This is a genomic window from Methylobacterium sp. WL18, from assembly GCF_008040015.1.
Lineage (GTDB): Bacteria > Pseudomonadota > Alphaproteobacteria > Rhizobiales > Beijerinckiaceae > Methylobacterium > Methylobacterium mesophilicum.
Genome location: NZ_VRVD01000101.1, coordinates 1 through 10,996, shown reverse-complemented (window position 1 = coordinate 10,996; position 10,996 = coordinate 1). Strand labels below are relative to the sequence as shown.

The window sequence follows — 10,996 nt, the reverse complement described above, 5'->3', positions numbered from 1 at the left end:
CCTGAGATCGGCGCCACGCCGCGCGGCGCGCTCCGAGAGGATGAAGCCGTCAGGCCGCGGCCGGCTGCCGGGTTCGCGCCGGGGCCCGGACAGGGCCGTCCGACCGCGGCCGGTGTCGTCGCCCTACGACCGGATGTCCTTCTTGGTCACGAAATTGAAGTTCTCGATCATCACGTCCTTGACGACTTCCGATCCGAGCCGCTCGTTGACCTTGAGCTTGATCTCGGCCAGGCGCTTGTTGATGTCGTACTTCTTCAGGTTGCGGAAATCGAGGTCGCCGTCGCCGTAGATCTGGCGGAACGACTCGTCGAGGACGAACGGCGCCGGGGTGACGCCGAGCCCCTTGAGCAGGTGCGAATCGGCCGTGAACACGACGGTGGCCATGATGTAGCCCTGGACGGTCCCGTCGGCGATGACCGGGATGTTGAGCGATTTCAGCTTCTGATAGGTCAGGCCTTCCAGGTATTCCTCGGACTTCGCCTTGGGGAAGTCCGGCATCCAGGAGACGACCGCGTAGCTGGACAGCACCGTGATGGCGCAGATCCAGAGGCCCGTGATGACGATTCGGAGCACGGGCTGCTACTCCTGATAGCGCAGGGCGGCCGAATAGGTGCCGTCGGATTCCGCGCTCTGGATCATGGTCGTGACGATGTCCGACACCTCCTGCATGGCCCGCAGGTGGATGGCCAGGAGCTCGTGGTTGCGGCGCAGCTTGGCGCGCACCCGCTCCAGGCATTCGATCTCCGGCGGGCTCAGCGGGGTCGAGCCGATCGTCCGGCCCAGCCGCGACAGCTCCACCAGGCTCTGGCTCTTGCGGCGGTTGAATTCGTCCTGGTCGCTGATGTCGTGGATCGTCAGGGCGTCCGTCTCGGCGTCGATGGTGGCTTCGAGGCGGGTCAGGGATGAGAGCAGCATGCAGGGCGTCCGGACATGGAGTGAGAGCGCGGCCTTCCCGGAAGGGTCAGCCGATCCGCGACGCCGCGGGATCCGCCGCCGCGTCCGGTCCGGCCGGCGGGTGGGCGGCCTCCAGCATGCGGGCGATGCCGATGCCGCCGGCCTTGGCGATCTGGGCGCCGATCTGCTCGGCCATCATCGACTTCCAGATCGAGCCGGCATTGCCCTTGCCGAAGACGGCGGTGGCGTTCTGGGGCAGCATCGATTCGATGAAGGTCTGCAGGACGAAGGCCTCGAACTCCTGCGGCGGCGTGCCCTTGGCCCGCGGGGGCGGAAGGGTCGCGGCGGTGCGGAACCGCGTCAGGACCGAATCGATATTCGCCTGCGGCGCGGCCGGGACGCCCGCCCCCCCGGCCGAGGCCGCCCCCAGCGCATCCGCGAAGGTGCCCGGGGCGGCCTGCGTGAGCTTGGTGACGGCGGCCTGATAGCGTGCGGGATCCGCGGCGCGCGCGACGTCGAGGACGATATCGGAGGGAGGCTGGACGCTCACGGCGCTCTCGTGTCCGGATGTTCATGACCAGGACAAGTCCGGTCACCGGGTTCGACCGAACCCATCGGGGATGTTGATTGATCAAGGCGACTATCAGGCCTGGCTGACCGGAGGCTTGCCTGTGCGGGACTCGATCCGGGACTCGACCCGGGACTCAGGGCGGGACCCACCAGGCTGTCCAGGCGCTCGGCCCAGGCCTGCTTCTCCGCCTGCTGCCGGCGCTCCGCTTCGAGCCCGTCGACCCACCGCTCGGCCCGCTTGTGCTGCGTGGCCTGCGTCAGCAGGTTCTGGGCGGCCTGGTCGCGCGCCGTCCGCAGGCCCTGCGCCTCGATCGCCAGGTTCTTCAGGCGCCGGACCGCCGAATCGCGCAGCGGCTCGAGGAAGGCGGAGGCCTCGTTGAGGGCGCGGATCACGTCGGCCTGAGCCGCGTCGACCGCCTGCACCCGGCGCTCCGCCTGGGTGAGATCCCGCTCGGCGCGCCGGTGCAGCTGGTCCTGCACGTGGAGGAGCCGGGTCGCCCGGCCGAGTCGCGCGCGCATCTCAGCCTCTCCTGAGCCATTGCCCGTAGGCGAGGATGAATTGTCCGAACAGATCGGTCGAGAGCAGCATGAACAGCATCAGGCCGCCGAACAGGATGAACGGGGTCGCGATGAAGAAGATCGGGATCTGGGGCGTGAGCTTGTTGGCGAGCCCGAGCGCGAAGTTCACCACCATCGAGTAGACGATGAACGGGCTCGCCAGCCGCAGGGCCATGACGAAGGCGGCGCCGGTCCGGTCGACCAGCCCGGCCAGCATCGGGCGCGATCCGAACGGGTTGCCCGGCGGGATGCGGTCGTAGGAGGCGACCAGCCCCCGGAACAACTCCCAGTGCAGGTCGGTGGCGAAGACCAGCATCGTCGCCGCCATCATGATGAGCGAGCCGGCGACGGATTCCGCTTCGTTGTCGGCGACCGGCGTCCCGGGGATCCCCCCGAGGCCGATCATCGTCGCGATGGCGGTCCCCATCGTCTCGAGGGCGTAGAAGAACGCCCGCCCGAACAGGCCGATGGCCAGCCCGGTCAGCGTCTCGCACGCGATCCACCACAGGATGTCGGCCGGCGCCGACGCCCGCAGCCCGTCCCCGAGCTTCGGCAGCAGCATGGGCGCCAGCGCCAGGCTCACCGTCAGGGCGATGAGGAGGCGGATGCGCGGCGCCACCCGCGCGCTCGAGAGGCCCGGCGCGATGAGCATGCAGCCGCCGATCCGGCAGAAGATCATGAACACGCCGAGAACCGAGTCCGAGACGTCGAAGGTCACGAAATGGTGCCGAGCGACCGGATCTCGACGCCGCGGGCGATCTCGACATGCGACAGCACGGCGACGGTCGGGAAGATGCGTTCGATGATCATCCGCACGTAGCTGCGGACCTCGGGGGCGGTGACCAGGGCGAACTTGTGCGACGTCTTCATGTGGGCCCGGATCGCCTCCGACGCCTCGACGCCGAACTGCTCGATCAGGCGCGGATCGATGTCGACCTCGTAGACGTCGCCCTTCGAATCGCGCTTGAGCCCCTGGTGGAAGGTGAGGTCCCAGCGGCTGCCCAGCCGCAGCACGTTGAGGGTGCCGCTCTCGGCGAGGTCGCCGCAGATCTGCTGCGCGATCCGCAGCCGGACATGCTCGGCGATCTGCTCGGCGCGGCGGGCATGGGGCACGATCTCGGCGATGGCCTCGATGATCAGGTGCAGGTTCCGGATCGAGACCCGCTCCGCGAGCAGGAGCTTGAGCACGGCCTGCAGGCCGGAATACGAGATCTGCGACGGGCAGATGTCCTCGACGAGGCGCTTGTATTCCGGATCGAGCCGGTCGATCAGCATCCGCAGGTCCTTGTAGGACAGGAGCTGCGGCAGGTTGTTGCGGATGACCTCGCTGACGTGGGTCAGCATCACCGAATGCCAGTCGATCGGGCTGAAGCCCTCGCGGCGGGCCTCCTGGGCATAGGCCTCCGGCACCCAGACCGCCTTCATGCCGAAGGCCGGCTCGTGCACCTCCTCGCCGATCAGCGACGGCATCGGCCCGTCGCCGACGACGATCAGCACCTCGCCCGGGCGCACCTGCTGGGCGGCGATGACGGTGCCGTGGATCGCGATCTCGTAGGTCTTGCTCGCGACGGTGACGGCCTCGACCAGCTTGATGTCCGGAACCACGAACCCGTATTGCTGGGCGAACTTCCGGCGCATCCGTCCGACCCGCTGGGCCAGCTCGCCCTGCGCGCTCAGCATCTGCACGGCGAGGTGCTTGCCGAGGCGCAGCTCGATCTCCGCGGTCTTGAGCGAGTCCTTCACGGATTCGCTCTCGCGTTGCGCGAGCAGCTTCTGGTCCTCCACGGCCTTCGTCTGCGCCGCGACCTTCGATTCGGCCTCGGCGATCCGGCGGGGAATCAGGTACGCGACGACGCTCATCAGGATGCCGAGGCCGGCGAAGGGGATGAACGGCATCCCCGGCATGATCGCGAACAGCATCATCAGGCCGGAGGCGACGAACAGCGCCCGCGGATAGGCGCTGAGCTGGCCCAGCACCGCCTGCTCCGCCGTGCCCCGCGTGCCGCCCTTCGAGACCAGCAGGCCCGCGGCGAGCGACACGATCAGCGCCGGGATCTGCGAGACGAGGCCGTCCCCGACCGAGAGCTTGGTGAAGACGTCGGCCGCGGTGGCCAGCGGCAGCCCGTGGCGGGTGACGCCGATGATGATCCCGCCGAAGATGTTGACCGCGATGGTGATCAGGCTGGCCACCGCCTCGCCGCGCACGAACTTCGAGGCGCCGTCCATGGAGCCGAAGAACGCGCTCTCCTCCTCGAGCTCGCGCCGGCGCTGCTGGGCCTGCTTGTCGTCGATCAGCCCGGCGGAGAGGTCGGCGTCGATCGCCATCTGCTTGCCCGGGATCGCGTCCAGGGTGAACCGCGCGCCGACTTCCGCGATGCGGGTCGCCCCCTTGGTGATCACCAAAAAATTCACGGTGATCAGGATCGCGAAGACCACGAGGCCGATCACGAAGTCGCCGCTCATGACGAATTGCGAGAAGCCCTGGATGACGTGGCCGGCCGCGTCGACGCCGGCGTCGCCGTTGGCGAGGATCAGGCGGGTCGTCGCGATGCCGAGCGCCAGGCGCAGCAGCGTGGCGATCAGCAGGATCGTCGGGAAGGACGAGAATTCCAGAGGCTTCTGGATCCAGAGCGCCACCATCAGGATCAGCACGGACAGCGCGATCGAGAGCGCCAGCCCGATATCGATCAGAACGGCGGGCACCGGCAGGAACAGGACCGCCAGGATGGCGATGATTCCGACCGCGAACCAGATGTCGCGCCGGACTTTCCGCTCCGGCGTGAAGACGTCTACGGCCGCTGCCACGCTTACGATCCCCCCGTGCCCGCCCCCGGTTCTGGCTCACCAAGCTTGCGCCTGCATTGCGCGCAGCCGTGAGGCCCCGCCCGATCCCGCCGCCGGGGCGCGGTGCCGGCCGGCCGCGCCGGCTCAGAACCCGGAGATGATCTTGCCGTAGACCAGCTCGGTGAAGGTGTAGATCTGTCCGCCGACGAAGGATCCGGTCGCGATCATCACCAGCAGGGTGACGACGATCTTCGGCACGAAGGTGAGGGTCACCTCCTGGATCTGGGTCAGGGCCTGGAAGAGCGCGATCAGCGTGCCCACCACCATCGCGGCCGCCACCGTCGGGCCGGAGGCGACGATGATCGTCCAGATGGCGGTGCGGACGAGTTCGAGGGCGTCGACTTCGTTCATGATGCGGGACGTGGAATCACGGACAAGGGCCCTGGGAACGGGAGAGGTGCGGGATTCTCCCCGCGCGGCGATCGAAACGCCGGGACGGCCGGCGCGGAAGACCCCGCCGGGCCGGGCGCCGCGAGACGGCCTCAGGAGACCGTCACGCCGGGACCGTACGGGAGGTCCTTGCCGGTGTTGAGATGCGCGATCACGCCCGTGTCGGTGACCTGAACCGCGGTGACTTTCCCGCTGATCGACTGGTCGGCCGAGGTGACGGTGCGGCCGACCAGGCCCTGCGCCTGCGTCTGGGTCGCGGACTTGAGCAGCGAGTCGAGTTTGGTGTTCGCATTGACGCTCTGCTCGACCTGCGAGAACGACGCGAGCTGACCCATATACTCGGTCGACTTCATCGGCGCGGTCGGATCCTGGTTCTTCATCTGCGCCAGGAGAAGGCGCAGGAAGTTGTCGTAGTTCAGCGTATTCGATTTCTCGGCCTGAACCTTCTTGGCGTCCTGGGCCTTCTTGGCGTCCTGGGCCTTCGCGGCCGCATCGGCCGTCGATGAGGTGTTGGTGGTGACCGGCACGCTCATGGTTCTGCCTCCGTCAAACGGGATTCGTGGCCCCGGGTCGCCCGATGGCCCCGGGATCGGAAAGACCAGTCACCAACCGAGCGCCGTGCGCGTCCTCGGGCTCGAACAGGCCGCGCAGGATGCGCAGCCCGTCGAAGGCGCGCCCGGTATCGAGGAAGCCGCGCGCCGTCGCGAGGGCCGCCACGATGCTGGGATCGGGCCCCCGGTCGAGATAGGTCCACTCCACGGCGTCGTAGGCCGCCCGGACCCGCTCGGCGTTCCTGGGGTCGATCAGCATGGCCTGCGCGATGAAGTAGAGCTGCCGGATCGGCGTGGTCGCCTCCTCGGCCTGCAGGACATGGGCCTCGAGCAGGAAGGTGGCGTCGTTGAGCAGCTCGATCGTCACCTTGCGGTCGACCCGCAGGACGGCGCCGTTGATGAAGATCCGCTCGCGGCCGCGCAGGCTGAGATTGATGGAGCGGCTCATCGCAGGCCATCCCGGATCATCGTGTTGACGTAGATCAGGCTCTCGAAGCTCGACGCGTCACCGCGGATGATCTGGTCGGTCTGGCTCATGTTCCAGAGACCGATCGAGATCAGATCGGCCCGCAACGGGACGGCCAACTCGTTCTCGGGCTTCGCGAGGTCGTCGATGAGCAGGCTCCAGAGGCGCTGCACGAAGCTGACCGCCTCCGAGCGCGCCTGGACCGGGGCGTCGGACGCCTCGGCCCGCTTCATCAGATCGATGGCCCGGTCGAAGGCCTCGCGCTCGCGCTCCCGGGCCAGGGCGGGCGAGTCTTCCATGATTTCCGCGTAAGACGCGCCGTACATCGCAGATTCTGCCTCTCGCGTGGGACGGGAACTGGCCGTAACAATCCTGATTTCGGGATAAAGCGACGGCCAGCCACCGATATTCTATAGTATAAAATCAAACGTAATCGATGAGATTGAGCTTCTTGATCTGGCTGGTCAAAGAATACGAGATCTGAAGCTGCGTCGTGAGGCCATCGAGGCGCGTCTTGGCTTCCGCCGCGTCGACCCCCTCCAGGGCGGTGACCCCCCCTGTCAGGATCGTCTTTCGAGCCTCGTGCTGATTTCCCAGGGTCACGAGCCTAGCCTCGATCGTGCCGAGATCGGCCTGGATCGACGTGGCCGCGAGCGTGGCCTGACCGGAGATGCTGCGCAGCTTGTCGTACACGACCTCCTGGGTCGCCGAAGACAGACTGCCCAAGCCGATATCCGAACCGATCGAGTACAGCATCGCCAATTGACGGAACGCTTGGGCGTTGGCATTAGCCGAAGTTTCCACAGTCTCACTGGGACTGATGTCAGTTCGAATGTTGGTGTTCGCAGCATTCGACCAGTTTTTCCCCCATAGCGGGTCCGCAAACAGCGCGGTGGCCGGCCCGTCGAGAAAGCTCTGCATCTGCGCCGCGGTGATCTTGGCAGAACCGGGCTGGGTTCCCGGCTGGAAGCCGAACGCGGTCTGAAAGGCGTCCGCGAACGCCTTCTTGGCATCCGATTGCGGGGACGTTTCGTAGCCCTTGAGCGGACGCTGCTCGGTGTTGATCCCGGCGAACACGAATTGGCCTGCGGTCGACGTGTTCATCTGCGCGATGAACGACGTGAGCTTCGTCGCCGCCGCCTGGGTGATGACGCTCGCGCTGCTATCGCTCAGCTTCCCGGGCGCGACCAGGGCCAGGAACGCCTCACCCTCCGAGCGAATCTGGTTGAGCACACTCTGGCTGGCGGCGAGGCGAACGCTGGTCAAGTCGTTGCGCTGCTTCTGCGCGACGCTGTCGTCCAATTGCTGCCGCAGATCCAGGGTGAGCCCGGTCTTATAGCCCAGTTCGAGGCCGACATCGGCATAGCGGCCCTTGTCGATTTCAATGTTGGATTTGACGATCCCGGCTTGCAGTCGGGCCATATCCCAGCGCGTGCTGTTCAATAGCGTCGCCGTGGAGATGAAGCTCGCTTTCATGACGCTACCTCACGGCATCCAGAGGGGTCTGAAGCATCGCGTTGACCGCCGCGAGGAGCTTGGCGGACGCGGCGTAGGACTTCTCGAGTTCGAGCATCGTCGCCACCTCCTCGTCCCGGTTCACCCCGGTGGCGTTCGAGAGGGCATTCGACGCGCTGTTCAGGACGGCCGATTCCTTGTCCACTTGAGTCGAGGCCGCCTTGCGGGTGGCTTCGAGCCAACTCACCGAAGCGTTAGCAGCGGTCAGTAGCGCAGTGGAGGCAGGGAGTTCCGTATCTGGAGCGAAGGGGCGCTCGGCTCCAAGCGCGGATTGCAGCGCCCGGAGACGGTCGGAATACGAGGCGGCATTGGTGTCGTTGTACCTGTACTGCGCGCCCCCATTCATGCCGCCGTCGCGCAGGGTGAACGGATTGCCGCCCTGCTCCGGATCCGCCTTGGCATTGACCTGGATGGAACTGGCCAGCCCGGTGATTGCCGTGGGGAGCGCCGTGTTGCCGGCGTTGGTGAACAGGCCCGCCAGGGCCGTCCCGGCCGCCGAGTTCTTGTCCGTCTCGGCGAAGGCGTTGATCAGGCCCCCGGCGATCGCGTCGAATTGCTTCTGATAGGTGACGGCCGCCTCATCGCGCACCGTCATCAACCCGACGATGCGTCCGGCCTGGACCGGCATCATCGAGCCGCTGCCGGTCACGCGGATGCCGTCGATCAGGACGGCGTTGCCCGTGGTGCCGGCTCCGAACGCCAAGGTCGGTGCGAAGGTCACCGGCCGGGCGAGGCGATCGAACAGCGGCGCGCCATTGTCGGCGTAGATCGCCATGTCGTTGCCGGCCCGGACCGACGTATGGATGCCGATCTCCTGGGACAGCTGCGCAAGGATCTTGTCGCGGTTGTCGAGGGCGTCGCTGATGTCGGCCCCTGTCGCGGTGCCGAACACCACGGCCTTGTTGGCCTTGTCGAAATCCCCGAGCAGGCCGTTGATCGTCCCGACGGAATGGGCGATCGCCTGATCCGCGTCGAAGCGCACCTTCTGGATCGTCGTGCTCGCCTGGTTCAGGGACCGCGCCAGATCCTTCGCGGCCGCGACGGCGGCCTTGGCCAGATTGATGTCGTTGGGCTGGCCAGCAGCATTCGCGAGCGCCGTCTTGACGGCCCCGATCCTGGCGGAGATGGACCGGCCCTCCTCCGTGTCTCCGACCGTGTCCTCCAGGCTTTGCAGGCCCTTGAGGATCTCCGTCCGCCCGGCGAGTTCCGACGTGCTGTGGATCGTCTTGTCGAACAGCAGCGTGTCGCTGGCACGGCTGATGACGACCCGGACCGGCCCGTCCGTGGTTACCAGTGACGCGATCTTGCGCGAATAGGCCGGATCGTCGACGCCCGCGATATTGCGCGACACCACGCCGGTGGCGGTCGCGTTCGCCTGCAAGGCGCCGCGCGCCGCCTTCATGGCAACGGAAAGACTCATCCCCGGTCTCCTTCAGCCGAGCGTCAGCGCTTCAGGTTCACGAGGGTCTCGAGCATCTCGGTGCCGGTCTGGAACACCTTCGAGTTGGCACCGTATCCGGTTTGCGACTCGATCATCGTGGCCAATTCGTTGCCCAGGTCGACATTCGAGTCCTCAAGGGAATGCGATTCGATCGATCCGCGGCCGCCGACATTGGCGAAATTGATTTCCGGGGCGCCCGACCCGGTGGTGACTTCGAACACATTTCCCGAGCGCGGGGTCAGGTTGTCCGGGCTCGCCACGGTCGCGAGCGGGATGCGGAATGCGGCGGCCGTCTGGCCGTCCTGGTAGACCGCGTAGACCGTGCCATCCGTGTCGATCGCCGCATGATCGACGATTTGCGGCTTGTTCCCATCCACCCGACCTTGAAATGTGAAATCGCCAGCCATCTGTGTCAGGTTCGCGAAATCTAGCTTAAACGGCTGACCGTTGGGGACGGTGAAGCTCATTGAAGCCGAATTCGACAATTTTCCGAACGTGTCGAATGTCAGGGGCGTCGTCGTTCCCGGGATAAGAGCTTTGTTCGTGTGATTGTAGGCTGCAGCCTGCCAGTTTCCGTCTGAATTATTCACGAGATACAAGTCGGCCTGAAACGGGTTCCCAAGATTATCGTAGGTGACGAAACTCGTCGCAGACGTATAGTTGGAGGGGCTTGGAGCGCCGCCTTTATTTTCTGCGTTGCTGTTGAGATTGCCCGTGGTGATGCTCCCCGCCGTGCTTGGATGGGCTTGCATGCCCATCGAGGCGAGGTTGACCGGCGCCAGCCCATTGAAGCTGTTCATCGACAGGATCGGGGTGCCCGAAGCCAGGCTGTAGCCCTGCAGATGCATGCCCGCGGCGTTCACCAGATCGCCTGTCTTGGCATCGATGACGAAGTTTCCGGCGCGCGTGAGTGCCGTCTTGCCGCCCGCATCCTTGACGACGAAGAATCCGTTGCCGCTGATCGCGACATCCGACGCGCTCGTCGTCGCGGTCATGTTGGATTTGCTGCCGATGTCGTGACGCACGACCGTGGTCACGCTGCCGGAATCGTAGGATCCGCTGCCGGACTCGGTCAGGAGCGAGGAGAACTGCGTCGATCCGCGCTTGTAGCCGACCGTGTTCTGGTTCTGGATGTTGTCCGCGACGACGCCGAGCCGGTTGGACTGGGCGTTCATCCCGGAGACACCGCTGTTGAGCACACCATACAGACCCATGACGCGAATCTCCGTTGTTGGACGACGTTGCAGGACTTCAGATCAGGAGTCGCTTGCGTGAAGCTTTCGGCGCCTCATCCGCCCGCCCGCAGGGCGTTGGCGAGATCCAGGAACGCGTCGAGGCTCTGCGGGTCGCCCGGGTCCTGCCGGAGGGCGGCGTAGATCTTCGGGACCAGGGCCACGGCCTGGTCGAGCTCCGGGTCGGTGCCGGCCTGGTAGCCGCCCATCAGGCGCAGGTCCCGGGAATCCTCGAACCGGGCGATCAGGCTCTTGAGCGTGCGCACCAGCTCGCGCTGCTGCGGCGTCCAGACCAGGTCGGCCAGGCGCGAGATCGAGCCGAGCAGGTTGATCGCCGGGTAGCGCCCCTGGTCGGCGATGGCCCGGTCCAGCACGACGTGGCCGTCGAGGGTGCCGCGGATGCTGTCGGCCACGGGATCGTTGTGGTCGTCGCCGTCGATCAGCACCGAGAAGATGCCGGTGATCGTGCCGCCGCCCTCGAGGCCCGGCCCGGCCCGCTCCAGCAGGCGCGGCAGGTCGCCGAACACGCTCGGCG

13 protein-coding genes and 1 pseudogene are annotated in these 10,996 nt (G+C 66.4%); all 14 read right to left on the bottom strand.

Annotated features, from left to right (window positions below):
- Positions 1-123 precede the first annotated feature (123 nt).
- Complete coding sequence (locus FV228_RS10600; protein ID WP_147854590.1) at positions 124-573, bottom strand: hypothetical protein; 450 nt, start codon at positions 571-573, stop codon at positions 124-126.
- A gap of 6 nt (positions 574-579) precedes the next feature.
- Positions 580-915: a flagellar protein FlgN gene (locus tag FV228_RS10595; RefSeq protein WP_147854589.1), complete on the bottom strand. Its 336-nt coding sequence runs from the start codon at positions 913-915 to the stop codon at positions 580-582.
- Positions 916-961: 46 nt separating this feature from the next.
- Positions 962-1,444 carry a rod-binding protein gene (locus FV228_RS10590; RefSeq protein ID WP_147854588.1) on the bottom strand — a complete coding sequence of 161 codons (483 nt, stop codon included), beginning with the start codon at positions 1,442-1,444 and terminating at the stop codon, positions 962-964.
- Positions 1,441-1,983, bottom strand: coding sequence for a hypothetical protein (locus FV228_RS10585; RefSeq protein WP_147854587.1), 543 nt, complete (start codon positions 1,981-1,983; stop codon positions 1,441-1,443). The genes FV228_RS10590 and FV228_RS10585 overlap by 4 nt, the downstream gene beginning before the upstream one ends.
- Position 1,984: 1 nt before the next feature.
- A complete protein-coding gene (fliR, locus tag FV228_RS10580) occupies positions 1,985-2,740 on the bottom strand; it encodes a flagellar biosynthesis protein FliR (RefSeq protein ID WP_147854586.1) in 756 nt (251 codons plus the stop codon).
- Complete coding sequence (gene flhA / locus FV228_RS10575; RefSeq protein ID WP_147854585.1) at positions 2,737-4,827, bottom strand: flagellar biosynthesis protein FlhA; 2,091 nt, start codon at positions 4,825-4,827, stop codon at positions 2,737-2,739. The genes fliR and flhA overlap by 4 nt, the downstream gene beginning before the upstream one ends.
- Before the next feature lie 123 nt (positions 4,828-4,950).
- Complete coding sequence (locus tag FV228_RS10570; RefSeq protein ID WP_147854584.1) at positions 4,951-5,217, bottom strand: flagellar biosynthetic protein FliQ; 267 nt, start codon at positions 5,215-5,217, stop codon at positions 4,951-4,953.
- A gap of 131 nt (positions 5,218-5,348) precedes the next feature.
- Positions 5,349-5,789, bottom strand: coding sequence for a flagellar hook assembly protein FlgD (gene flgD, locus FV228_RS10565; RefSeq protein WP_147854583.1), 441 nt, complete (start codon positions 5,787-5,789; stop codon positions 5,349-5,351).
- 13 nt (positions 5,790-5,802) lie between these two features.
- A complete protein-coding gene (flbT, locus tag FV228_RS10560; protein ID WP_147854582.1) occupies positions 5,803-6,255 on the bottom strand; it encodes a flagellar biosynthesis repressor FlbT in 453 nt (150 codons plus the stop codon).
- Positions 6,252-6,599, bottom strand: coding sequence for a flagellar biosynthesis regulator FlaF (flaF, locus tag FV228_RS10555; protein WP_147854581.1), 348 nt, complete (start codon positions 6,597-6,599; stop codon positions 6,252-6,254). Before flaF ends, flbT begins: the two co-directional genes overlap by 4 nt.
- A 97-nt stretch (positions 6,600-6,696) precedes the next feature.
- Positions 6,697-7,749 (bottom strand): flagellar hook-associated family protein, encoded by a 1,053-nt coding sequence (locus tag FV228_RS10550; RefSeq protein WP_147854580.1) that lies wholly within the window; start codon positions 7,747-7,749, stop codon positions 6,697-6,699.
- Positions 7,750-7,753: 4 nt separating this feature from the next.
- Positions 7,754-9,208, bottom strand: a complete 1,455-nt coding sequence (flgK, locus tag FV228_RS10545) for a flagellar hook-associated protein FlgK (protein ID WP_147854579.1) — start codon at positions 9,206-9,208, stop codon at positions 7,754-7,756.
- A 23-nt stretch (positions 9,209-9,231) separates the two neighbouring features.
- On the bottom strand, positions 9,232-10,443 hold the full coding sequence (locus tag FV228_RS10540; protein WP_147854578.1) for a flagellar hook protein FlgE: 1,212 nt from the start codon (positions 10,441-10,443) through the stop codon (positions 9,232-9,234).
- 74 nt (positions 10,444-10,517) lie between these two features.
- Positions 10,518-10,996: pseudogene (gene fliI, locus FV228_RS10535) on the bottom strand (flagellum-specific ATP synthase FliI); the annotation flags it as partial.

What these genes read in the sequence shown, in the direction of transcription:
- FV228_RS10540 (WP_147854578.1), bottom strand. Translation starts at nt 10,443, where the DNA reads ATGGGTCTGTATGGTGTGCTCAACAGCGGTGTCTCCGGGATGAACGCC.
- flgK (WP_147854579.1), bottom strand. Translation starts at nt 9,208, where the DNA reads ATGAGTCTTTCCGTTGCCATGAAGGCGGCGCGCGGCGCCTTGCAGGCG.
- FV228_RS10570 (WP_147854584.1), bottom strand. Translation starts at nt 5,217, where the DNA reads ATGAACGAAGTCGACGCCCTCGAACTCGTCCGCACCGCCATCTGGACG.
- FV228_RS10550 (WP_147854580.1), bottom strand. Translation starts at nt 7,749, where the DNA reads ATGAAAGCGAGCTTCATCTCCACGGCGACGCTATTGAACAGCACGCGC.
- FV228_RS10595 (WP_147854589.1), bottom strand. Translation starts at nt 915, where the DNA reads ATGCTGCTCTCATCCCTGACCCGCCTCGAAGCCACCATCGACGCCGAG.
- FV228_RS10585 (WP_147854587.1), bottom strand. Translation starts at nt 1,983, where the DNA reads ATGCGCGCGCGACTCGGCCGGGCGACCCGGCTCCTCCACGTGCAGGAC.
- flgD (WP_147854583.1), bottom strand. Translation starts at nt 5,789, where the DNA reads ATGAGCGTGCCGGTCACCACCAACACCTCATCGACGGCCGATGCGGCC.
- flaF (WP_147854581.1), bottom strand. Translation starts at nt 6,599, where the DNA reads ATGTACGGCGCGTCTTACGCGGAAATCATGGAAGACTCGCCCGCCCTG.
- flbT (WP_147854582.1), bottom strand. Translation starts at nt 6,255, where the DNA reads ATGAGCCGCTCCATCAATCTCAGCCTGCGCGGCCGCGAGCGGATCTTC.